Annotated in this window: 21 protein-coding genes; 12 read left to right on the top strand and 9 right to left on the bottom strand. The window is 63.4% G+C overall.

All coding sequences use genetic code 11. The features are described 5' to 3' along the window. A partial coding sequence (locus tag ACYP01_RS12455) for a BCCT family transporter (RefSeq protein WP_459680271.1) occupies nucleotides 1–479 on the top strand: 479 nt, incomplete at its 5' end. Nucleotides 480–550: 71 nt separating this feature from the next. On the opposite strand, the gene ACYP01_RS12450 is transcribed toward ACYP01_RS12455, so the two are convergent. Further along, nucleotides 551–2059, bottom strand: coding sequence for a dolichyl-phosphate-mannose--protein mannosyltransferase (locus tag ACYP01_RS12450; protein ID WP_003946230.1), 1509 nt, complete (start codon nucleotides 2057–2059; stop codon nucleotides 551–553). A 74-nt stretch (nucleotides 2060–2133) separates the two neighbouring features. Here ACYP01_RS12450 and rsmI point away from each other — a divergent pair, with 74 nt between their 5' ends. Next, nucleotides 2134–2964 (top strand): 16S rRNA (cytidine(1402)-2'-O)-methyltransferase, encoded by an 831-nt coding sequence (gene rsmI / locus ACYP01_RS12445; RefSeq protein ID WP_003946264.1) that lies wholly within the window; start codon nucleotides 2134–2136, stop codon nucleotides 2962–2964. Here rsmI and ACYP01_RS12440 read toward each other — a convergent pair. Both ACYP01_RS12440 and metG read right to left on the bottom strand, forming a co-directional pair. Next, nucleotides 2961–4208, bottom strand: a complete 1248-nt coding sequence (locus ACYP01_RS12440) for a DUF2786 domain-containing protein (protein ID WP_245219145.1) — start codon at nucleotides 4206–4208, stop codon at nucleotides 2961–2963. The two genes, rsmI and ACYP01_RS12440, sit on opposite strands and share 4 nt — an antisense overlap. Before the next feature lie 81 nt (nucleotides 4209–4289). Continuing rightward, the gene (metG, locus tag ACYP01_RS12435) at nucleotides 4290–5888 is read right to left on the bottom strand and encodes a methionine--tRNA ligase (RefSeq protein WP_162113684.1); all 1599 of its coding nucleotides are present in this window, start codon (nucleotides 5886–5888) and stop codon (nucleotides 4290–4292) included. 21 nt (nucleotides 5889–5909) lie between these two features. Here metG and ACYP01_RS12430 point away from each other — a divergent pair, with 21 nt between their 5' ends. Together ACYP01_RS12430 and ACYP01_RS12425 are read left to right on the top strand one after the other, a co-directional pair. Next, on the top strand, nucleotides 5910–6737 hold the full coding sequence (locus ACYP01_RS12430; RefSeq protein WP_054831736.1) for a TatD family hydrolase: 828 nt from the start codon (nucleotides 5910–5912) through the stop codon (nucleotides 6735–6737). Nucleotides 6738–6926: 189 nt separating this feature from the next. After that, nucleotides 6927–7352 carry a DUF6578 domain-containing protein gene (locus ACYP01_RS12425; RefSeq protein ID WP_007729020.1) on the top strand — a complete coding sequence of 142 codons (426 nt, stop codon included), beginning with the start codon at nucleotides 6927–6929 and terminating at the stop codon, nucleotides 7350–7352. Between the two features lie 36 nt (nucleotides 7353–7388). On the opposite strand, the gene ACYP01_RS12420 is transcribed toward ACYP01_RS12425, so the two are convergent. Both ACYP01_RS12420 and ACYP01_RS12415 read right to left on the bottom strand, forming a co-directional pair. Then, nucleotides 7389–8156: an amino acid ABC transporter ATP-binding protein gene (locus ACYP01_RS12420; RefSeq protein WP_003946239.1), complete on the bottom strand. Its 768-nt coding sequence runs from the start codon at nucleotides 8154–8156 to the stop codon at nucleotides 7389–7391. Continuing rightward, the gene (locus tag ACYP01_RS12415; protein ID WP_003946214.1) at nucleotides 8153–9601 is read right to left on the bottom strand and encodes an amino acid ABC transporter substrate-binding protein/permease; all 1449 of its coding nucleotides are present in this window, start codon (nucleotides 9599–9601) and stop codon (nucleotides 8153–8155) included. Before ACYP01_RS12415 ends, ACYP01_RS12420 begins: the two co-directional genes overlap by 4 nt. A 236-nt stretch (nucleotides 9602–9837) precedes the next feature. On the opposite strand from ACYP01_RS12415, the gene ACYP01_RS12410 reads away from it, so the two are divergent. The 3 genes from ACYP01_RS12410 to rsmA are packed head-to-tail and all read left to right on the top strand — an operon-like array spanning nucleotide 9838 to nucleotide 13030. Beyond that, the gene (locus ACYP01_RS12410; protein ID WP_042921286.1) at nucleotides 9838–10962 is read left to right on the top strand and encodes a resuscitation-promoting factor; all 1125 of its coding nucleotides are present in this window, start codon (nucleotides 9838–9840) and stop codon (nucleotides 10960–10962) included. 31 nt (nucleotides 10963–10993) lie between these two features. Then, nucleotides 10994–12121 carry a transglycosylase family protein gene (locus tag ACYP01_RS12405; protein WP_459680265.1) on the top strand — a complete coding sequence of 376 codons (1128 nt, stop codon included), beginning with the start codon at nucleotides 10994–10996 and terminating at the stop codon, nucleotides 12119–12121. 9 nt (nucleotides 12122–12130) lie between these two features. Further along, nucleotides 12131–13030, top strand: a complete 900-nt coding sequence (gene rsmA / locus ACYP01_RS12400; protein WP_003946263.1) for a 16S rRNA (adenine(1518)-N(6)/adenine(1519)-N(6))-dimethyltransferase RsmA — start codon at nucleotides 12131–12133, stop codon at nucleotides 13028–13030. A gap of 58 nt (nucleotides 13031–13088) precedes the next feature. Here the strand turns inward: rsmA and ACYP01_RS12395 are convergent, their stop codons facing one another. Genes ACYP01_RS12395 through ACYP01_RS12385 form a run of 3 tightly spaced genes read right to left on the bottom strand, consistent with a single transcriptional unit; the run spans nucleotide 13089 to nucleotide 16481 of the window. Further along, nucleotides 13089–15350 (bottom strand): heavy metal translocating P-type ATPase, encoded by a 2262-nt coding sequence (locus ACYP01_RS12395; RefSeq protein ID WP_459680263.1) that lies wholly within the window; start codon nucleotides 15348–15350, stop codon nucleotides 13089–13091. After that, nucleotides 15350–16264, bottom strand: a complete 915-nt coding sequence (locus ACYP01_RS12390; RefSeq protein ID WP_459680262.1) for a hypothetical protein — start codon at nucleotides 16262–16264, stop codon at nucleotides 15350–15352. Before ACYP01_RS12390 ends, ACYP01_RS12395 begins: the two co-directional genes overlap by 1 nt. 7 nt (nucleotides 16265–16271) lie before the next feature. Then, nucleotides 16272–16481, bottom strand: a complete 210-nt coding sequence (locus tag ACYP01_RS12385; protein WP_003946267.1) for a heavy-metal-associated domain-containing protein — start codon at nucleotides 16479–16481, stop codon at nucleotides 16272–16274. A 314-nt stretch (nucleotides 16482–16795) separates the two neighbouring features. On the opposite strand from ACYP01_RS12385, the gene ACYP01_RS12380 reads away from it, so the two are divergent. Beyond that, nucleotides 16796–16999, top strand: coding sequence for a cold-shock protein (locus ACYP01_RS12380; RefSeq protein ID WP_003946232.1), 204 nt, complete (start codon nucleotides 16796–16798; stop codon nucleotides 16997–16999). Nucleotides 17000–17095: 96 nt separating this feature from the next. Here ACYP01_RS12380 and ACYP01_RS12375 read toward each other — a convergent pair whose 3' ends face one another. Further along, a complete protein-coding gene (locus tag ACYP01_RS12375; protein ID WP_003946249.1) occupies nucleotides 17096–18064 on the bottom strand; it encodes a helix-turn-helix transcriptional regulator in 969 nt (322 codons plus the stop codon). Nucleotides 18065–18161: 97 nt separating this feature from the next. Here ACYP01_RS12375 and ACYP01_RS12370 point away from each other — a divergent pair, with 97 nt between their 5' ends. From ACYP01_RS12370 to ACYP01_RS12355, 4 genes are all read left to right on the top strand, one after another. After that, nucleotides 18162–19157 carry an ABC transporter ATP-binding protein gene (locus tag ACYP01_RS12370; RefSeq protein WP_459680260.1) on the top strand — a complete coding sequence of 332 codons (996 nt, stop codon included), beginning with the start codon at nucleotides 18162–18164 and terminating at the stop codon, nucleotides 19155–19157. Nucleotides 19158–19194: 37 nt separating this feature from the next. Continuing rightward, nucleotides 19195–19971 carry an ABC transporter permease gene (locus ACYP01_RS12365; protein ID WP_003946226.1) on the top strand — a complete coding sequence of 259 codons (777 nt, stop codon included), beginning with the start codon at nucleotides 19195–19197 and terminating at the stop codon, nucleotides 19969–19971. A gap of 81 nt (nucleotides 19972–20052) precedes the next feature. Next, entirely contained in the window at nucleotides 20053–20988 is a 936-nt protein-coding gene (locus tag ACYP01_RS12360) for a 4-(cytidine 5'-diphospho)-2-C-methyl-D-erythritol kinase (RefSeq protein ID WP_037132698.1), read from the top strand. Beyond that, a partial coding sequence (locus ACYP01_RS12355; protein WP_459680259.1) for an ABC-F family ATP-binding cassette domain-containing protein occupies nucleotides 20988–22090 on the top strand: 1103 nt, incomplete at its 3' end. The genes ACYP01_RS12360 and ACYP01_RS12355, both read left to right, overlap by 1 nt.

Raw genomic sequence — 22090 nt, 5'->3', positions numbered from 1 at the left:
TCGGCGGCGCCGGCATCGGCGAGGAACGCGACGGAATCGGCTTGTCCGGCCGAGGCTCGGAAGAGGCTCAACTGTTCGGCATGCTCGACAATCTGCCGTTGGCCGGAGTGACGACTGTCCTCGTCATGCTGCTCGTGGCAGTGTTCTTCGTCTCCGGCGCCGACGCTGCGTCGATGGTGATGGGGACGCTCTCGCAGCGCGGAACGCTCGAACCGAGTCGCTGGGTTGTGGTCTTCTGGGGCATGTTGACCGGTGGCGTCGCGGCGCTTCTGCTGTGGACCGGTGGTTCCGAAGCGCTCGACGGCTTGCAGACCATGACGATCATCGCTGCGGCGCCGTTCGTGCTGGTCATGATCGGACTGTGCTTCTCGCTGTACAAGGATCTTTCGCACGACCCGATCATCATTGCGGCGAAGGAGCAGAAACGTGCTCTCCTACGCCCGCGCCGAGGACGCCGTGTGGGTAAGTCAGTGGAGTAGGACTTGAGCGGAGTAGGACTTGAACTGTGAAGGGGCACCGAACTGCGGTTCGGTGTCCCTTTGTCGTCCGGTTATTTCCAGCTGGGCAACCACAGATGGTTCTGCCACGATTCCGGCGTGATCGGCATGGCGGTGAGTATCGGCCAGAGGTAGACGAAGTTGGCCACGACCAGACCGATGTACAGACTGACTGCCAGAAGTCCGGTGGTACGACGCTCGACGGACGCGCTCGCCTTGCCCAGTACATCGCCGAGGACCAGCGCAAATCCCATGACCATGAACGGGGCGAGTGCAACTGCGTAGAAGTAGTACATCTGGCGGTCGAGCGTCGCGAACCACGGGAGGTAAGCGGCACCGTAGCCCGTCAGGACCACGGCGTATCGCCAGTCCCTGCGTACGAACGTCTGCCAGATCGCCCACGCCAACATCGGTAGGGCCAGCCACCACATCGCCGGTGTGCCGATCAGCATCACGGCCTTGACGCAGCTGGCGGCCCCGCAACCGGTGACCTGCTCGCCGTCGGCGTAGTAGTAGAGCATCGGTCGTAGCCCCATCGGCCACGTCCACGGTTTCGACTCCCACGGGTGGTGGTTTCCGGCGGAGTTCGTCAGACCGGCATGGAACTGGAGAACGTTTCCGCTGTAGTACCAGAGTGAGCGCAGCGCGGAGGGAATGAAGCTCCATGTGCCCCCCTCACCGATCTCGTTCCCGACGGCGTGACGGTCGACGCCGGTCTCGCTGGTGAACCAGGCCCAGTAGCTCGCGAGGTACACACCGAGCGGAATGATCACCAACGCATACAGAGCCGGCCCGATGTCGCGAACTGCAGTGCCGACCCATGGGCGCTGCACGCGGTAGGCGCGGCGCGCTGACAGGTCGAAGGCAACACTGAGCAATCCGAAGAACAGAATGAAGTACATGCCGGACCACTTGGTTCCGCAGGCCAGGCCGAGCAGGATGCCGGCGCCGAACCTCCACCACCGGAAACCCAGCCGCGGACCCCAGGCAGAGTCGCCGATTCGGCCCTCTTCGTATACCTTCGCCATCCGTTCGCGGACTTGGTCGCGATCGACCACCAGGCATCCGAGGGCGGCGAGAACGAAGAAAGCCAGGAAGATGTCGAGCATCCCCAGGCGTGAGGAGACGAAGGTGACGCCGTCCACGATGAGCAGGATTCCGGCAATCGCGCCGATCAGCGTGGAGCGCGTCATGCGGCGCACGATCCGGATGATCAGCAGGACCATCAGTGTCCCGACCAGGGCCGACGAGAATCGCCACCCCCAACCGTTGTAACCGAAGAGTGCTTCGCCGATCGCGATCATCTGCTTACCGATCGGCGGGTGTACCACCAATCCGTAACCGGGATTGTCTTCGATGCCGCCACCGGTCAGAACTTGCCAGCCCTGCGGAACGTAGTGCTTCTCGTCGAAGACAGGTGTGCCGGCGTCGGTCGGGTAGGCGAGCATCGTGAAGCGTGTGATCGCCGCGATAGCGGTGACGAAAGCGGTGACGATCCAGCCGCGCAATCTGTCGGTCGGGCCGAAATCAGGATCCGGTACCAGCGGGCCGGGACTACGCATTACCCGATCGCTCGTGGCGGGCGTTGGCCGCTCGTCCGTCTGCACAGTCACCTGGCAATCGTAGGCTGTCAGGTATGACTGGTCGCTTGGTACTCGCCGCAACACCCATGGGAGATGTCGGTGACGCGTCTCCGCGTCTTCGGTCTGCTCTCGCAACCGCCGACGTCGTTGCTGCGGAGGACACACGACGCACCAAGTCTCTGGCGTCCGCGCTCGAGGTAACCATCACCGGGAAGATCGTCAGTTTCTACGATCAGGTCGAGATTTCCCGGCTGCCCGCGCTGGTCGCCGACGTCGCCGAAGGCAAGACCGTCCTGCTGGTCACGGACGCGGGCATGCCGTCGGTCAGCGATCCCGGATATCGCCTTGTCGCCGCCTGCGTAGCCGAGAACCTCGCCGTCACGTGCTTGCCCGGTCCGTCGGCGGTGACGACGGCGCTGGCACTCTCCGGATTGCCCGTCGAGCGGTTCTGCTTCGACGGGTTCCCGCCGCGTAAGCAGGGGCAGCGCAAGACGTGGCTCTCTGCCTTGGCAACCGAGCAGCGAGCGTGTGTGTTCTTCGAAGCGCCTCATCGCCTTGCCGACTGCCTCGCAGATGCGGTGGAAGTGCTCGGGCCGAATCGCCGCGCGGCCGTGTGCCGGGAATTGACCAAGACCTACGAGGAAGTGAAGCGCGGCACTCTCGGGGAGTTAGCTGCTTGGGCTGCCGAGGGCGTTCGCGGTGAGATCACGGTGGTGCTCGAAGGCGCAGTGCTGGTGGCATCTGATCCTGCCGATCTGGTCGACGAGGTGGAAAGGCTGGTCGAGGGGGGAGCACGATTGAAGGACGCGTGTGCTCTGGTCGCAACGGCCGGAGTCTCCAAGCGTGAGTTGTACGAGACGGTCCTGGCCGCTCGAAAGGACTAGCGGGAGCGGTTCACGGCGGGTGCGCCGGGACGCAGGTTGGCGTCGTCGGCTGCAGCCTGGCCGGCGTGCCAGCCTTCGGCGTCCACGGACCGTCCGCGAGTCTTGCGGGTTGTCGGGAACAATCGATCGAATTCGGCGTCGACGGCCTCGGATGTGGTGGCGAGGATCGGTAGAAGATCCGCGACGTCCATCGATGCTGCGTCGGCCGCTTCAGCGGTGGCCTTGGTGCCGGCGTCGCGTAAGCGGTGTCCGATTCGGCTGGCAAAACCAGCCAGGAACCCCTTGCGGAACGAGGTGGTGCGGGAGCCGCCGCGATTGCTCGAATCGGCGAATTGCATTGCACGGGTTGCCTGTACAAGTAGTGAAGTGAACAGCATGTCGACTTGCTGAAGGTCGACCGGAGTGCCGACGACGGTCGCGAGCGCGATATCGCTGAACCACACCGTCCTGACACGATTCGATTCGCCGATCTCGGTCAGGAGGTGAACTTTTTCTTTCACGTACGGGTTCTCGATGTGAATGCGTCGTGCATTCACGGACGTGTCGGTGACCCCGGCGCGACTGTGGAGCAGTGCGGAATCGATCGCGTATCGCGTCATCAACTCCTGGGCCTTCGCGGTGAAGATCTCGGCTTCTTCCGCGAAGTTGGTGGCTTCGGCTTTGGCGAGTAGCCCACGAATTCGCTTGAGTACCTTGGCGTCGACCTCGGTGTCACCGACGCCGGCATAGCTGGTGTGGGTGCGTTGCGACGGCCAGGTGGATGGTGGCGCGAGCAATACCGTCCACTGAGGTAGGCGCATCCACGATCGTGCGACATCGACGATCTGCGAAACAAGGAAGTAGGGGTCCTGGAACAGTAGGCCGGCCGCGAGGGACCGGAAAGCGTCGTCGTCCACGGTGATTCGAGAGGCGACGCGCCGAGACTTCGGGTACTGCTCGCCGATCGTCTGCAACTGCCCCACCCACTCGAGTGGTGCGCGATCGGACGCGCGGGATGCGTTCGCGTCGAACAGGATGGTGGTGGCAGCGAGATCGGCGTCGGACGCGTCTTTGCTTCGGCGAGCCAGATGGATCAGATCCGCCGGTTGCCATCCGCGTTCGTAGGCGGCCGTCAGTTCGCTGACGAGACCCTGCGCCGCAGAGACGGATTGAGGGCTGACCTCCTGAGTGGACACCCGTGCTCCGTTCCAAGGCAGTGTCTGCGCCGAAGCGCTGGTTCGAATGTATGTTCTATTCGTGGTCATGGCTGGAGTGTGCACGTGGGGTCCGACACATCCGCCGGTAGACGGATATTTCGGACCCCACGTGCGGCACTCGTGCCTAGGTCATTCCTCGACGAAGCGGGGGAAGACCGGTGCCGGAGCAGGCAGTTTCCGGTTCGCGTCGATGCGAACCGCGATGTCGGTGAACTGACGGTTCTCTTCGCTCTGACCGAGTAGATCGAGGATGCGTGACGCCGCGTCGGGCATGACGGGCTGAACGAGAAGGCCGACGATACGGACAACTTCGATCGTCACGTAGAGGACCGTTGCCATCCGTGCCGGATCGGTCTTGCGCAGAACCCACGGTTCCTGCTTGGAGAAGTACCGGTTGGTCTCTCCGAGGACGCCCCAGATGGCTTCCAACGCGAGATGCAGTGCTTGCACGTCGAACTCGCTGCGGCACTTGGCAAGCAGGGCATCCGCCGACGCCAGCATCGCCAGATCGTCCTCGGTGAACTCGCCGGGGGTCGGTACCTGGGCGTCGCAGTTCTTCGCGACCATCGTCAGTGAACGCTGCGCGAGGTTGCCCAGTTCGTTGGACAGGTCGGCGTTCATGCGAGTCACGATTGCTTCGTGGCTGTAGCTGCCGTCCTGGCCGTACGAGATCTCGCGGAGCAGGAAGAAGCGGACCGCGTCGAGGCCGTACTGATCGACCATCGCGATCGGATCGACCACGTTGCCGACGGACTTCGACATCTTCTCGCCCTTGTTGTACAAGAACCCGTGGACGAAGACTCGTTCCGGCAGTTCGATGCCGGCAGACATGAGGAACGCCGGCCAGTACACGGTGTGGAACCGTGTGATGTCCTTGCCGATGATGTGCAGGCTCGCGGGCCAGAACTTCTTGAACTCCTCCGAGTCGACGTTCGGATAGCCCACGCCGGTCAGGTAGTTGGTGAGTGCGTCGACCCAGACGTACATGACGTGGTCGGGGTCTCCGGGAACCTCGACGCCCCAGTCGAACGTGGTGCGCGAGATCGACAGGTCCTTGAGGCCGCCCTTGACGAAGCTGACGATCTCGTTGCGACGTGTCGCGGGGGCAATGAACTCGGGATGCTCTTCGTACAGAGCGAGCAAACGGTCCTCGTAGGCCGAGAGACGGAAGGTGTAGTTGGACTCCTCGGTCCACTCCACCGGGGTGCCGGTCTCCGTCGACTGACGGGTGCCGTCGTCCAGAAGCGTGGTCTCGGCTTCGGTGTAGAAGGCCTCGTCACGAACCGAATACCACCCCGAGTACGTGTCGAGGTAGATGTCGCCCGATGCGGCCATCTTTTCCCAGATCGCCTTGCTGGCGATCTGATGATCGGCGTCGGTGGTGCGGATGAACCGGTCGTACGAGATGTTCAGGACCTTGTCGAGGTTCTGGAACACGTCGGAGTTCCGAGCCGCGAGCTCGCGGACGTCGATGCCCTCTTTGATCGCTGTCTGCTGCATCTTCAGACCGTGCTCGTCGGTGCCGGTCATGAAGAACACTTCATGACCGTCCAACCGCTTGAAGCGGGCGAGCGCGTCCGAGGAGATGTACTCGTACGCGTGGCCGATGTGCGGAGCGCCGTTGGGATACGCGATCGCTGTCGTGATGTAGAACGGCGATCGTTCCGCGCCTTCCGGGGCAGCGGAGTCCGGGCGCGGGGTCTGGGAGGGTGAGGCAGGCACAGTCATGGTGGGCTTACTCTATCGGGCGTGAGCAAAGACCGTCCCGCCCCCGATGCCCCTGAGCCCTTGTCGCCTCTGATCGACGCACATACGCACCTCGACGCCTGTGGTGCGCACGACGCTGCGACCGTGGCCGGAATTGTCGATCGAGCCGAGGCCGTCGGCGTCGGACGGGTCGTCACGGTGGCCGACGACCTTGATGCCGCACGCTTTGCCGTCGACGCTGCGAACTGGGATTCGAGGGTTTACGCAGCCGTCGCAATCCATCCGACCAGGGCGAACGTCCTCGATGTCGACACCAGAGCCGAGATCGAGCGTTTGGCGTCCGATCCGCGGGTCGTCGCGGTGGGGGAGACCGGGCTGGATCTCTACTGGCCAGGCAAGCTCGAAGGGTGCGCCACCATCGAGGAGCAGGTCGACGGTTTCCGGTGGCACATCGACCTCGCGAAGCGTCTCGGCAAGACGCTGATGATTCACAATCGCGAAGCCGATCAGGACCTGCTGCGGGTGCTGCACGAGGAAGGCGCGCCGGAGACTGTGGTGTTCCACTGCTTCTCCTCGGATTCGGAGATGGCCCGTGCGTGCATCGACGCGGGCTACGTGTTGAGTTTCTCGGGAACCGTGAGTTTCAAGAATGCGAAGGCGCTGCGTGAGGCCGCGCGGTTGGTGCCCTCGGATCAGCTGATCGTCGAGACGGATGCGCCGTTCTTGACGCCGCACCCGTTCCGCGGTGCGCCCAACGAGTCGTACTGCCTGCCGTACACGGTGCGCGCACTCGCAGAGATCCGCAGCGAGGATCCGCAGGCGCTGGCAGCAGCGTCCACGGCGACAGCGGAGCGCGTCTACAAGCTCTGACGCTATGGTGGTCTGACAGGTAACTCCGCGCCCGTGACCGTCGTGTCCCGGTCCGTCTACTGCGCGGAGTATTCAGATGAATGACCGCATCTATCCCTCCGACGTCTATCCCGACGACGTCGAACACACAGACGAACAGTCCTCTCGATCCGGCTCGAGCGCGGCGAATTTCTCGCATCCCGGGAGGGAATGAAGGCGCACAGCTTCACTGAGCCGACGCCGGTCGACTCTTCCGTCCAGATCGTCAGCGTTCATGTCGACGCGGTCGAAGTCGAGTGCTGCGGACCGTTTCCTGTAGTCGGTGAACAATGCTCGTGGACATTGACACCGCGATCGCAGGACGACGCGTTCGACGGTTGGGTTCACGGCGGGATGCCGGCGTCGGGAGTCGTGACCACGGGTGTGGTGCTCGGGATTCTCGTGGTCACGACGACGTACGAGGAAGTCGGAAGTCCACGCATGTGGTTGCCCGTCGAAGGTAGCGAGACCTATCGAAGGGTCGAGGCCAGTCCTCGGTGGTTCCGAAGGTTCGGCGACTTCGACTTCGAGCCGCAGAATCGGATCGAGACCGGGCTGGTCGTCGAATTGGCCACCACCCGTGCGCCTTTCCGGTAGTCCCCACTACCAAAAAGGCGCACAGGGGGCTTGCCCCTAGAGGACCTTCGCCAGGAAGTCCTGGGTGCGCTGCTGCTGGGGGTTGCCGAACAGACTCTCCGGCTTACCTTCTTCGACGATGTATCCGTCGGCCATGAAGATGACTCGGTCGGAAACCTCACGGGCGAAGCCCATCTCGTGGGTCACGACGACCATGGTCATGCCCTGCTTGGCGAGGTCGCGCAGCACCTGCAGAACCTCACCCACCATTTCGGGGTCGAGGGCGCTGGTGGCCTCGTCGAAGAGCATGATGTCCGGACTCATCGCGAGTGCGCGGGCGATGGCAACGCGCTGCTTCTGCCCACCGGACAGGCTGGCGGGCTTGGCATCTGCCTTCTCCGCGAGGCCGACCTGGCCGAGCAGTTTGACGGCGATCTCGCGAGCCTGCTCCTTGGTCGATCGCCCGGTCTGCACCGGAGCGAGCATCACGTTTTCGACGACGCTCATGTGGGGGAACAGGTTGAAGTGCTGGAACACCATCCCGATGTGCTGGCGCACCTTGTCGATGTCGACATCCTTGTTCGTGAGGTCGAACTGGTCGACGCGCACGGATCCGGCGGTGATGTCTTCGAGGCGGTTGAGGCAACGCAGGAAGGTCGACTTGCCGGAACCTGAAGGCCCGATGACGCAGACCACTTCACCGCTCTTGATGTCGACGTCCAGGCCCTTGAGGACCTCGTTGTCGCCGAACGACTTCTTCAGTCCCTTGACCGAAATCTTGACCTCGGTGGCGGACTTGCCCATGTTGACGGCTGTTTCGGTCACTTGTTGATCCTCTTCTCGAGGCGGTTCGACAGCTTGGTGAGCGCCATGATGATGATGAAGTACATGACGCCGATGATCAGCCACATGTTGAACGACTGGAAGTTGCGCGCGATGATGATGCGCCCTGTCTGAGTGAGCTCGGCGAGTCCGATGACCGACAGGATCGACGTGTCCTTGAGGGTGATCACGAACTGGTTGATGTACGACGGGATCATCGTGCGAATTGCCTGCGGCATGATGACTTTTCGCATCGACTTCATGTAGCTGATGCCCAGGCTTCGTGACGCCTCCATCTGCCCCTTGTCGACGGACAGGATGCCGCCGCGGACGATTTCAGCCATGTACGCGCCGGCGTTGAGCGAGAGCGTGATGATGCCTGCGGTGAAGGCGGACATCTGGAAATGCAGGGCTGCCGGGATGCCGAAGTAGATGAAGAATGCCTGCACCAACAGCGGTGTGCCGCGGAAGATGTCGACGTAGGTTGTGCCTATACCTCGGACGAACATGTTGGTGGACACGCGGCAGAGACCGAAGATCGCGCCTAGGACCAGAGCGATCGCGATCGAGACGACCGAGAGAACGATCGTCAACCACAGGCCCTTGAGAAGCTGCGGGTAGGTGCTCTTGATCAAGCCGATGATGGAGTTGTCCGACGTCGACGCGCCCTGACCGAGGTAGGTCGAGACGATTTCGTCGTACTGGCCGTCGTCGCGCAGGTTCTGCAGTCCGGCGTTGAACATCTGGAGCAGTTCGGCGTTCTGGCCCTTGTTGACTGCGAAGCCGTAGCTCGCGCCCACCTCTTTTTCGGTGACCGTCTTGAGGCCGTTGCCCTGTGTGATGCCGTAGGCGAGGACGGGGTAGTCGTCGAAGACTGCGACGGAGTTCCCGGTGCGGACCTCGTCGTACATGCTGGCGGAGTCGGCGAAATAGACTGTGGTGAAGCCGTATTGGTCCTTGATGGACTCGGCGAAGCTGGCGCCCTCGGTGCCGTTCTTGACGGCGACGCGCTTGCCCCTCAGATCCTCGTACGACTTCACGTCGTTGTCGGTCTCGAGGACCGCCATCTGCACGCCCGACTCGAAGTAGGGGTCGGAGAAGTCGAACACCTGCTTGCGGGCGTCGGTGATGGACATGCCCGCGATGACGCCGTCGGCCTGCCCGGCCTGCACGGCCTGCAGTGCAGCGTCGAAGCCGAGTTGCTTGATGTCGACCTTGAAGCCTTGGTCCTCGGCGATCGCATTGAGCAGGTCGATGTCGATGCCGACGAGTTTGCCGTCTTCGTTCTCGAATTCGAACGGGGCGAATGTCAGATCGGTGGCGATCGTGTAGGTGCGGCCGGGTTGCGCGCTCGCGATTCCGGGGGCGAACAGCGCTGCGATCAGCGCCAGCAGGATGGCCAGGATCGGCCACCTGGCATTACGTGGTCTGTCGAATCTTCTTCGCACTATCGCCCAGCTTTCTTCTGTCGCGCCCGGGATCGCCGGACTGCTTTGAACCAGACGAGAACATACTGCGCCCAGAGCTGAATCGATACACGGGTATCGGAGCCGGAAAGTGCAGAACACACGACACGCCGTTGCCGTTCCGTGACAAAAGTCGCATTTCGTTGTGATTTGGTTGCCGATACAACGCTCGGTCGTTACCGTATTGTGATCGAACGTCGTCTGCCTTGGGATTTCCTGTGTCGCCTTTTGCCAAGATCAACTCCACGAAGTCACCACTTCTCTATTCAGTGGTGGGTGCGTTGCTTCTGACGCTCATCGTCGGGGGTGCGCTCGCCGTGGTTCGGCACAAGACGATCACCCTCGATGTCGACGGCGACATGATTTCGCTGTCCACGATGTCGAGCAGCGTCGGTACCGCTCTCGAGGACGCCGGATACCCGGTCGATCCCAAGGACGCGCTCGCACCCAGTGCCGATTCCTCCCTGTCCGATGGCGATACCGTCGTACTGCGCCGTGCCCGTGAGTTGGCTCTGACCGTCGACGGTCAGCCGACCACCATCTGGACCACCGCATTGACGGTCGACGAGGCATTGAAGCAGGTAGATGTTTCCGACGACTTCGCAGTCTCGGCTTCGCGCTCGCATCGTCTGCCGCTCGAACGGACCGAGCTCGACGTCGTCAGCCCGAAGACCGTCAGCGTCAGCGACGGTGGCGCTCCCGCGGCGGAGGTCAAGCTCGCCGCCGTGACCGTCGGTGATCTTCTCGCGGCCAAGAATGCGCCGCTCGAGCAGGCCGACTCGGTGGTTCCCACCGCCGACACACCCGTTACCAACGGCCTGACCATCCAGGTCACTCGCGACCGCACGGACACTCGCGTCGAGACGCAGCCGATCGCGCCGCCGGAGAACAAGGTCGAGGATCCCGAGCTAGAGAAGGACAAGACCGTCGTCGAGAACCCGGGTGTTCCGGGTGAGCGCACGGCCACTGTCGAGGTCAAGACCGTCAACGGCGTCGAGGCCGGACGAACCGAACTGTCCGCGACCGTGATCAAGGAACCGGTCGCAGCAGTGGTGAAGGTCGGTACCAAGCAGGCTTCCGCTCCCGCTGTGTCCAACGCGTCGACGTGGGATGCCATTGCTCAGTGCGAGGCGACCGGAAACTGGGCCATCAACACCGGCAACGGTTTCTACGGAGGACTTCAGTTCACCCAGAGCACCTGGGAAGCATTCGGCGGCGGTCAGTACGCAGCTCGCGCCGACCTCGCATCACGTGAACAGCAGATCGCGATCGGCGAGAAGGTCCGCGCCGGTCAGGGCTGGGGTGCTTGGCCGTCCTGCACCAGCAAATTGGGCCTGCGCTGACGCGCTCACACCTCACAGAACACAGGAACCGATGTCACCGTTCGCCAAGATCAACTCGACCAGGTCGCCGTTGTTGTACTCGGCGATCGCCGCTCTTCTCCTGACGGTTCTCGTGGGTGGTGTTCTGGCCGTCGTCCGGCACAAGACCATCACTCTCGATGTCGACGGTGAGCAGATTCGCCTGAGCACCATGTCGACCAACGTCGACGGCGCTCTCGAGGACGCCGGTTACCCGATCGGTGACAAGGATGCAGTTGCTCCCGCGGCCGACGCTTCGCTGTCCGACGGCGACACCGTGGTGCTCCGTCGTGCCCGTGAGATCACGCTGACGGTCGACGGTCAGCCGCAGAAGCTCTGGACCACAGCCTTGACCGTCGACGACGCGTTGAAGCAGTTGGACGTCGCGGCGGATGTGCACGTGTCGGCTTCGCGCTCGCAGCGTCTTCCGCTGGACGGCACCGCGCTCGACGTGCTGACACCGGTCGTCGCAAAACTGGTCGACGGCGCAAACGCGGCAGCCGACGTGCGTATCGCGGCGCCGACGGTCGGGGAGTTCCTTACCGCCAACGGCACTCCGCTCGAGCAGTCGGACACGGTGGTTCCCGCCGCCGACGCTCCACTGACCGAGGGCCTGGAGGTCACGGTGACGCGCAACCGCACCGAGAACAAGGTCGAGACCTTGCCGCTCGATCCGCCGGATCAGCGCATCGAGGATCCGACGATGAACCAGAGCCGCACGATCGTCGAGAACCCGGGCGTGCCCGGCGTGCGTGACGTGACGTTCGCCGTGAATCTCGTCAACGGTGTCGAAGCCGGACGTACCCAGGTCTCGGAGACGATCACCACACCGGCGCAGCCGAAGGTCGTGCGTGTCGGAACGAAGCCGGGCACCGAGGTGCCGCCCGTGGAGAACGGTTCGACGTGGGATGCGCTCGCACAGTGCGAGGCCACCGGTAACTGGGCCATCAACACCGGCAACGGTTTCTACGGCGGCGTGCAGTTCGACCAGAACACCTGGGAACGACAGGGCGGGTTGAAGTATGCGCCCCGCGCCGACCTCGCCACCCGTGAAGAACAGATCGCGATTGCGACACAGACCCAGCGCACTCAGGGCTGGGGCGCATGGCCGTCGTGCTCGGGTCGCCTCGGACTGGGATAAGTTCTACTGGTGTCAGACGCCGAACAATCGAACGAACCCATCGCTACTCCGCGCGGGCAGGCAGCCCTGCTCGGTCCGGTCGAGGTGCGCGCTCTTGCCGAGGAATTCGGTGTCCGACCCACGAAACAGTTGGGGCAGAACTTCGTTCACGACGCCAATACCGTGAGGCGCATCGTCACCACGGCAGGCGTCACACGTGACGACGTCGTTCTCGAGGTAGGGCCTGGTCTCGGTTCGCTGACGATGGCGCTGATGGACGTGGTCGATCGGGTCATCGCGGTCGAGATCGATCCCAACCTCGCGGCTCGCCTGCCGAAGACGGTGGCCGAGCGAGCGCCGGAACTGGCCGATCGCCTGACCGTCGTCGAAGCCGACGCGATGCGTGTGCTGCCTTCGCAGATTCCCGGCGAGCCGACCGCGCTTGTCGCGAACCTGCCGTACAACGTCGCGGTGCCGGTGCTGTTGCACCTGTTCGCGTCGCTTCCGAGTCTGCGGACCGCACTCGTGATGGTGCAAGCCGAGGTTGCCGACCGCCTGGCGGCTGATCCGGGAAGCAAGATCTACGGCGTTCCCAGCGTCAAGGCCAACTTCTTCGGCGAGGTTCGCCGCGCCGGGGCCGTCGGACGCAACGTGTTCTGGCCGGTGCCGAAGGTCGAATCGGGACTGGTTCGTATCGATCGGTACGCGGAGCCGCCGTGGCCGATGGACGAGAAGCACCGCAAGCAGGTTTTTGCGGCGATCGATGCCGCGTTCGCACAGCGCCGCAAGACTTTGCGTGCCGCGCTCAGCGGTTGGGCAGGTTCGCCTGCCGAGGCCGAACGACGGCTCCTCGCTGCCGGCATCGAGCCACAGACGCGTGGTGAGATGCTCGACGCAGCAGCCTTCGTTCGGCTGGCTGGAGGCGAATAGCCCCGTGCGCGGTTAAGGAGTGCAGGGACTCCCTAACCGCGCACAGGGGCTTGCCCCCTTATTTGAACCGCCGCAACCTCAGGCTGTTGCTCACCACGAACACACTGCTGAATGCCATTGCGGCACCGGCGAGCATCGGGTTGAGCAGGCCGGCCGCAGCCAGCGGGATCGCAGCCGTGTTGTAGGCGAATGCCCAGAACAGGTTGCCCTTGATGGTCTTGAGCGTCTTGCGGGACAGTCGAATTGCATCGGCTGCCGACCGCAGGTCACCTCGCACCAGAGTGATGTCGCTGGCCTCGATCGCAACGTCGGTACCCGTGCCCATCGCCAGGCCGAGATCGGCCTGAGCCAGGGCTGCCGCGTCGTTCACGCCGTCGCCGACCATGGCCACGACGCGTCCTTCCGCTTGCAGTTTCTTGACGGCGTCGACCTTGTCCGCAGGCATGACCTCGGCGAAGACGGTGCTGATCCCGACCTGATCCGCGACAGTGCGAGCAACGGTGGCGTTGTCACCGGTCAGCAGAACCGGTTCGAGGCCGAGTGCTTTCAACTGCGCGATTGCTTCGGCGCTCGTGTCCTTGACCGCGTCGGCGATCACGAGGATGCCGTGCGCCTTGCCGTCCCAGCCCACCGCGATTGCGGTGCGCCCGGCCTTCTCTGCTGCAGCCTTAGCCTCGCGGAGATTTTCCGGCAACGGCATCGACCAGTCGGCGAGCAGCGCGTCTCGGCCCGCGACGACGGCGTGACCGTCGACCATTCCCTGCACGCCGCGCCCGGCGACGTTCACGAAATCCTCGACCGTAGGCAATTCGCCCACAGCTTCGGTCGCACCCTTCGCAATCGCTGCGGCGATGGGGTGCTCGGAGCGATGTTCGAGTGCGCCGGCCAGCCGAAGGACCTCGTCGACGGTTGTTCCTTCGCCCACCACGGTGTCCAGCAATGTCATCTGACCGGTGGTGACGGTTCCCGTCTTGTCGAGCACGACGGTGTCGACTGCGCGCGTCGATTCGAGCACCTCGGGTCCCTTGATGAGGATTCCCATCTGAGCTCCGCGGCCCGTGCCCACCAACAGAGCTGTGGGCGTTGCCAATCCGAGAGCACAGGGGCACGCGATGATCAGCACGGCGACCGCAGCGGTGAACGCCATCTCGATGGGGTTGCCGGTACCGAGCCAGTAGCCCAGTGTCGCAACGGCAATCGCGATGACGACCGGCACGAAGATACCGGCGATCCGATCGGCGAGGCGCTGAACTTCGGCCTTGCCGTTCTGGGCGTCTTCGACCAGTGCCGCCATCTGGGCGAGTTGGGTGTCGCTCCCGACCCGGGTGGCCTCGACGGTCAAGGTTCCACCGACGTTGACGGTGGCGCCGACGACAGTGTCCCCGACACCGACTTCCTCCGGCACGGATTCACCCGTCAACATGCTCATGTCGACGGCAGAGCGGCCCTCGGTGATGATGCCGTCGGTGGCGATCTTCTCGCCGGGCCGGACGATGAAGGAGTCGCCCGCTGCCAGTTCTTCGGCGGGGATTCGTACTTCGACGCCGTTTCGCAATACCGCGACGTCTTTTGCACCGAGTTCCATGAGTGCGCGTAGTGCGGCGCCGGACGTGCGCTTGGACTTGTGCTCGAAGTAGCGTCCGGCGAGCACGAACGTGATGACGCCCGCGGCAACCTCGAGGTAGATGTTGGCGCTGCCGTCCATCCGGTCGACCGTGAGTCTGAACGCGTGTTTCATTGCCGCTTCGCCCGCGGTGCCGAAGAACAGTGCGTAGAGCGACCAGACGAAGGCCGAGATGGTGCCCAGCGAGATGAGCGTGTCCATCGTGGCCGCGCCGTGACGCAGGTTCACCCAGGCAGCCCGGTGGAAGGGGAGGGCCGCCCACACGATGACCGGTGCGGCCAGCGTGAGGGAGAGCCACTGCCAGTTGTCGAATTGCAGCGCAGGAATCATTGCCATAGCGATGACCGGCACGGAGAGAAGAGTCGAGATGATCAGGCGGGTACGAAGCTCGCGCAGATCACGATCCTGCGGGGTTTCCGCATCCGGGTCGACGGTGTCCGGCGCGCTGGGAGGCTTGGGGAGCGCGGCGGAATAACCGGCGTTCTCGACGGCAGTGACCAGATCTTCGACGGGTACCCCGTCCGGGAAGGTGACCTTGGCCTTCTCCGTTGCGTAGTTGACGGTGGCTGTGACGCCGTCGATCTTGTTGAGCTTCTTCTCGATTCGTGACGCGCAGGAGGCGCAGGTCATCCCGGTGATCGCGAGTTCGACGCTGCTCGAGTTGGCAGCATTGTCGACCGCAGTCGGTGACGTCATCAGTGCCCTCCCTCGTGATTTTCTTGAACTGAAGCTGTGGAAGTGCCTGCATCAACAGTGAATTCGGCGGTCCGAACCACGCCCTCGTGCTGGAAGTCGAGGAACAGTCGGTATGTGCCTTCGCTCGGTGCCTGTGCGTGGAAGGAAATGTCCGGACCAGGAGCTGTGACGCCGTCGCCTGGCTCGCCTTCGGGGTGCACGTGCAGGTAGGCGAGGTCGCCGGTGCGCAGGGCAACGACGTGACCGAAGGCACCGAGGTACGGATCGAGATCGGTGACCGGGGCTCCGTCGCGAGCAACGCTCAGCGTGATCGGGCCGCCGGCAGTGGTCAGATCACCGTCGAGAGTCACGGTGTATCCGTCGACGGTTGAGGTCGCGCTCTTCGCAGGTAGCGGCGCAGGAGTGAATTCGCCTGCCACGTCGAAGTTTCGGCCGAGTGTCAGTTGGGTGCCGTCGGTGGGATCGAAGTCCGCGAAGACTCGGTAGGTGCCGGCGGCGGGCCAGGCCCAGTCGATCGACCAGGTGCCGTCTGCAGCGAGGGACGGATGTACGTGGCGGAATTCGCTGGTGTCGTTTCGGACGACAATGAGGTGGAGTTTCTTCTCGTGCAGGAGGTCGAAATCGACGACGGGCGTGTTGGTGTCGTCGAGAATCCGGAAGGTCAAGGTTCCCGGCTCCCCAGCTCGACCGGGTGCGGTCACATCGGTGAGTGTGTATCCGCCGGAAGAGACTTCGAGTCCTGCAGGTGTTGCCGAATCCATGCCTGGCATCGATTCTGTGGTTGATTCGTGGGTGCTGTGCTGGGTGGTGGACATGTCTATCGGGCTTCCGATTGCGGCCCCCACGCCGAGGGCGGCGCCGAAGACGGCGACCAGCCCTACGGCGTAGGCGGCAAGTGTTGTCGAGGTGCGCACGGCTGACTCAGCTTGGTACGACTGCGTAGCCGGCTTCGTCGACTGCTGCGACGACGTCGGCTGCGGAGACGGGAGCATCGCTGGTGACAACGACGCGTCCGCTCGCCAGTTCGACATCCACCGCGGTTACTCCCGCGATGTTGCCGATCTCTTCCTTGACGGATCCGACGCAGTGTCCGCAGGTCATTCCGGAAACGGTGTATTCGGCGGTGGTCATCGCAGGTCCCTTCGGTTGTGGAAAGCTTATTTTACGGATACCCGGTGTAGGTATCGCTCTGCAATCGAAGGTACCCCCAGGGGGTATGCCTGTCAACGGGCTGGGTAGTGATGAAGGCCTCAGGGAAGACAACGCGGCGGATGTGTGGTCTACTTGTGTTGGTCGTAAGTGTTTGTGTTTGTGTTTCCACGCTCGCAAATGGTTAGGTTGCGAGCGTTTGGACATCCTCCACGGATTTGTCTCAGAACGGTCGTAGTAAGTGACCCGGGCGGTCGAAGCGACTGCCTGTTGACACTGTGTTAGAGGAGATTTACATGGCAGAGGGCATCGTGAAGTGGTTCAACTCCGAGAAGGGGTTCGGCTTCATCGCTCCCGAAGACGGCAGTGCTGACGTCTTCGTTCACTACTCCGAGATCCAGAGTGGCGGCTTCCGCACTCTCGAGGAGAACCAGCGCGTGGCGTTCGAGATCGGTCAGGGCAACAAGGGCCCGCAGGCCACCGGCGTTACCATCGTCTAAGACGTCCATGTGAGTCGGGCAACCGACGCATGACGTACTGACAAGACCCCAACTCTTCGGAGTTGGGGTCTTGTTGTATTTGGGTGAAAAACGCTGTCATGCATCGAGATACCGCTGAGTGGCGACTGCCGTTTCCGCCGCGATCGTGCGGCATTCCTCGCGGAGTTCAGGTGGATTCACAACGGTGAAATCGACGTCGAAAGCTCTGAGCCAGTGTGCGATCGATCGCAGAGAAGTGCCCGAAAGCACTATGACGCAACGCCCTTCGTCGGTGGACTCCACCGATCCCCACTGTTCGTTGACCATGGGTGCTATCTGCTCGATGGGTGCATGCAGTAGAACTGTTGCGCGCGTGGAGGAATAGGCCCGAGCGACACCGCGGGAAACGAAGTCTGCTGCACCACCGGCGGGTAGTTCCCGCGGCACGAATCGTGGGCCGGTGGGGATCTTGGGTTCCATTCTGTCTACGCGAAATGATCGCCAGTCCTCGCGAGACAGATCCCAAGCCACCAGATACCACCGAACACCCGACCGCACGAGCCTGTACGGTTCCACCTCGCGTCGGCTCTGGGTGCCGTCGTGAGTGCTGTAGTCGAATCTCAATCGCTCGTGGTTGTGGCATACGGATGCGATGGCGGACAGTACCGACGCATCGACTGCGCTCGCGGCGGGCTCGCGTGGCACGACATCGATCGACAGCGACTCCAGACGGTGTCGCAGCCTCGACGGCATGATCTGCCGCAGCTTCGCCAGCGCGCGCATCGAAGCCTCGCCGATGCCGACCACAGAGCCGGTCGCTCCGGATTGCAGTGAAAGTGCCACCGCGAGCACTTCTTCGTCATCGAGCTGTAGCGGGGGCATCTCCGCGCCGGCACCCAGGCGATATCCGCCACCGACTCCGACTGTCGCGTCGACCGGATAGCCGAGATCGCGGAGGCGGTCCACGTCACGTCGAACTGTGCGCGGGGTGATCGCGAGTTTGTCTGCGAGTTCGGCACCGGACCAGTCTCGACGCGTCTGGAGCAGTGACAGCAACCGCAGTAGGCGAGCCGATGTCTCCTTCATGGCCAGAAGTCTGCCAAACATTTAGGACCGTATGAGTCCTCAATTGAATTTAGGTTGGTCCACATCCGACCAGTCGAGAAGAAATTGGGGCCACGTCATGAGTCGCATCAACGACGGCAGACCGATGATCGAGACGAAGGCGCTCACCAAGCACTTCGCTCAGGGCAAGAAACTCGTGGAAGCAGTCAAGGGAGTCACGCTCGACGTAGCGGAGGGTGAGTTGGTTGCCTTGCTGGGGCCGAACGGCGCCGGGAAATCGACGACGTTGCGCATGTTGACCACCTTGCTCGAGCCAACGTCCGGCAGCGCGCGAATCGCAGGATTTGACATCTCCGCGGCGCGGAACGAGGTGCGATCGAGCCTCGGATACGTCGGGCAGGGGAACGGCGCCGGCCACAACCAGCGAGTTCGCGAAGAGTTGGTGACACAGGGGTTGTGCTACGGAATGCCCAAGGGCGACTCGCAGGTACGGGCCGACGAGTTGCTGCGTGATCTCGAACTCACCGAGTTGGGCACTCGAAAGGTCAGTACGTTGTCCGGCGGGCAGCGCCGGCGGCTCGATATCGCCCTCGGCCTGGTCCATCGCCCACCGCTCTTGTTCCTCGACGAGCCGACCACGGGCATGGACCCGCAGAGTCGGGCCAACCTCTGGGACCACATCCTCCGGCTGCGGCGCGAGATGGGCACCACGATCGTGCTGACCACGCACTACCTCGAAGAAGCGGATTCGATGGCAGAGCGGGTCATCGTCATCGACGAGGGCACTGTTATCGCGGACAACACCGCTGCCGCACTCAAAGCGGATCTCGCGGGGGATCATCTTCTGCTCACCTTCGACAGTGCCGAAGCGGCCGCCGTCGCAGCGTCGGTGGCCGAGCAACTTGTCACTGTGCGTGACGTCACGGTCGAGGCAAACTCGGTGAGTATCCGTGCCGGCGAGGGTGATTCGACGCTCCCGGTATTGCTGCGTGAAGCCGATACCCGCGGCGCCCGCGCAGTTACTGCCGACATCACCAGGCCGACTCTCGACGACGTTTTCCTCACTCTCACCGGCCGCAGCCTGCGCGAGAGCGCCGCCGCGGTCGCTTCCTAGAACTACGACGAAGAACTACGACGAACAGGAATCCGCAGTGACAATCACACTCGATACCCCACGTAGCGCGCACGGCAACATCGTTCGAGACAGCGCGATCGTGATGGGCCGTGAACTGCGACCGATGTTGCGTGACCCGGTCAGCGTCATCTTCAGCCTCATCCAGCCGCTGATCCTGTTGGCGTTGTTCGGGCCTCTACTCAAAGGGGTTCCGGGTACCGGTGACGGCGTATGGAATTGGTTCATTCCCGGTGTGTTGGTGATGATCGCGATCTTCGGAACGACGATGACCGGTTCCAACCTCCTGATGGAGATGCAGCAGGGATCGCACGAGCGAATGTTGGTGACTCCGCTCCGACGCTCGTCCTTGTTGATCGGGCGAGCGTGCAAGGAGATGGTTCCGCTTGCCGCGCAGGCGATTCTGATCATTCTGGTCGCACTTCCGCTCGGATTGGATGTCAATGCAGCGGGCGCCGCGCTCGGGATTGTCCTGCTCGGAGTGTTCGGCGTCGGACTCGGTGCGCTCTCGTACGCTCTCGCTCTGGCTGTGCGAGAGCAGGATTGGATGTTCTGGGTCGTTCAGCAGACGCTGATGTTCCCGCTCCTGATCCTGTCGGGAACCATGCTTCCACTCGAGGACGCACCAGGTTGGATGAAGGTCCTCGTGAACATCAATCCGCTCGGCTACGTCGTAGACGCCGAGCGGGCACTCTTTGCCGGAGACTTCGCGTCGAGCAGCGTTCTGGCAGGAATCGTCGCCGCCGTGGGCGTGGCGGTGGTCGGGCTCGGCGTTGGGGTTCGAGCCGTGAAATAGCATGGGTGCGCTGTCTGTCGGACGGGGTGCGGCGGTCGCAGGTTTTCGCCCAGGTGTTCGCAGCGCCTATTGTTGTTCCTTGTGCTCTCCGTCGTTCCACGCCCCGTAGTCGTCCGGGCCCCGTCCAAGGTGAATCTCCACCTTGCCGTCGGGGACCTGCGAGACGACGGCTATCACGAGCTGACGACGGTTTTTCAGGCATTGTCGCTGGCAGACACCCTCACGGTGACGCCTGCGGACACCTTGACCGTGCGGGTGATCGGCGACGACGCCGCGGCCGTGCCGACCGATCGCACCAACCTCGTGTGGCGTGCCGCCGAGATGCTCGCCGTCGAGGGTGGCGTGGCCCCGAACGTCGAGATAGTCATCGAGAAAGGCATCCCCGTCGCAGGCGGAATGGCCGGCGGGAGTGCCGACGCAGCCGCCGCTTTGGTTGCGCTCAACGCTTTGTGGAAGCTCGACTTCTCGCGGCCTGATCTCGACGCTTTTGCGGCACGCCTCGGGAGTGACGTTCCGTTCTCGCTGCACGGTGGCACTGCCCTCGGAACCGGCCGCGGCGAACAACTTGTCCCCGTGTTGACCCGCCACACTTTTCACTGGGTGTTGGCGCTGGCGAAGGGTGGCTTGAGCACACCGGTCGTGTTCCGCGAGCTGGACAAGCTGCGGGCAGAAGGCTCCCCGAAACGGGTGGGGAGCGCCGATGCGTTGATCCAGGCACTGACCACGGGTGACGCTCATCTGCTTGCGTCGCTGCTCGGCAACGATCTGCAGGCTGCGGCACTCTCACTCAACCCGGATCTACGACGGACGCTTCGAGCGGGCGTCGAAGCCGGAGCTTTGGCCGGCATCGTCTCCGGCTCCGGACCGACATGCGCCTTTCTCTGCGCCGACGCACAGTCCGCGGTGGAAGTGAGCGCAGAACTTGCGGGAGCGGGGGTGTGCCGCACCGTTCGCGTGGCGAGCGGACCCGTTCCCGGAGCACGAATACTCGACAATGCGGCAAAGGGACAGCACTGATGGCGAATCTGATCAATCTGGAAAACGTGTCGAAGTCTTTCGGCGTCAAGCCGTTGCTCGACGGGGTCTCCCTGGGCGTCGAGGAGGGCGAGCGCATCGGCGTCGTCGGCCTCAACGGTGGCGGTAAGACGACCATGCTCGAAGTCCTCGCGGGTGTGGAGCAGCCGGATTCGGGACGCGTGAGCCGCGTCGGCGGATTGCGTATGGCCGTCGTGACGCAGCGCGGTGTGCTGCCTCCCGGCTCCACTGTCGGTGAAGTGGTCCTGGGGCCGCTCGGAGTGGCGCAACACGAATGGGCCGGCGACGCGCGCATCCGTTCGGTGCTCTCGGGTATCGGCATCGACAACTTGGGCGCCGGTGGCGAGCGGTCCGCATTGGACGCCAAGGTCGACGGCCTGTCCGGCGGTGAGCGTCGCCGCGTGGCTCTCGCTGCGGCCCTGGTTCAGGACCTCGACCTGCTGGTGCTCGACGAGCCCACCAACCACCTCGACGTCGAAGGTGTTCAGTGGTTGGCCGAGCACCTCGTCTCGCGTCGCAGCGCGCTTGTCGTCGTGACCCACGATCGCTGGTTCCTCGACACCGTCGCCACCCGCACCTGGGAGGTTGTCGGCGGCGGCGTCGAAAGCTACGAGGGTGGCTACAACGACTGGGTGTTCGCTCGCGCCGAGCGCTCGCGTCAGGCTGACGCTTCCGAAGAGCGTCGACGCAACCTTGCGCGCAAGGAACTCGCATGGCTGCGCCGCGGTGCGCCGGCCCGTACGTCCAAGCCGAAGTACCGCATCGAGGCCGCAGAGGCCCTGATCGCCGACGTTCCGGCACCTCGTGACGCGGTCGCTCTTGCGTCGTTCGCGCAGCGTCGGCTCGGCAAGGTTGTCATCGAACTCGAAGACGCGCGTCTGGAGACTCCGGACGGCCGTGTACTCGTCGAGGATCTGACCTGGCGTCTCGCTCCAGGTGAGCGTGTAGGCCTGGTCGGTGTCAACGGCTCGGGCAAGACGACTCTGCTGCGGACTCTGGCCGGCGAACTCGAGCCTGCCGCCGGAAAGCGCATTCAGGGGCAGACCGTCCACATCGGTTGGCTCAAGCAGGAACTCGACGATCT

The organism is Rhodococcus sp. no. 34 (genome assembly GCF_054589475.1).
This window is presented reverse-complemented; position numbering and strand designations above follow the sequence as displayed.

Excerpts from the sequence above, each read along its gene's own strand:
- ACYP01_RS12450 (WP_003946230.1), bottom strand. The coding sequence starts at position 2,059 with ATGCGTAGTCCCGGCCCGCTGGTACCGGATCCTGATTTCGGCCCGACC.
- rsmI (WP_003946264.1), top strand. The coding sequence starts at position 2,134 with ATGACTGGTCGCTTGGTACTCGCCGCAACACCCATGGGAGATGTCGGT.
- ACYP01_RS12440 (WP_245219145.1), bottom strand. The coding sequence starts at position 4,208 with ATGACCACGAATAGAACATACATTCGAACCAGCGCTTCGGCGCAGACA.
- metG (WP_162113684.1), bottom strand. The coding sequence starts at position 5,888 with ATGACTGTGCCTGCCTCACCCTCCCAGACCCCGCGCCCGGACTCCGCT.
- ACYP01_RS12425 (WP_007729020.1), top strand. The coding sequence starts at position 6,927 with ATGAAGGCGCACAGCTTCACTGAGCCGACGCCGGTCGACTCTTCCGTC.
- ACYP01_RS12405 (WP_459680265.1), top strand. The coding sequence starts at position 10,994 with ATGTCACCGTTCGCCAAGATCAACTCGACCAGGTCGCCGTTGTTGTAC.
- ACYP01_RS12395 (WP_459680263.1), bottom strand. The coding sequence starts at position 15,350 with ATGACGTCACCGACTGCGGTCGACAATGCTGCCAACTCGAGCAGCGTC.
- ACYP01_RS12385 (WP_003946267.1), bottom strand. The coding sequence starts at position 16,481 with ATGACCACCGCCGAATACACCGTTTCCGGAATGACCTGCGGACACTGC.
- ACYP01_RS12380 (WP_003946232.1), top strand. The coding sequence starts at position 16,796 with ATGGCAGAGGGCATCGTGAAGTGGTTCAACTCCGAGAAGGGGTTCGGC.
- ACYP01_RS12375 (WP_003946249.1), bottom strand. The coding sequence starts at position 18,064 with ATGAAGGAGACATCGGCTCGCCTACTGCGGTTGCTGTCACTGCTCCAG.
- ACYP01_RS12370 (WP_459680260.1), top strand. The coding sequence starts at position 18,162 with ATGAGTCGCATCAACGACGGCAGACCGATGATCGAGACGAAGGCGCTC.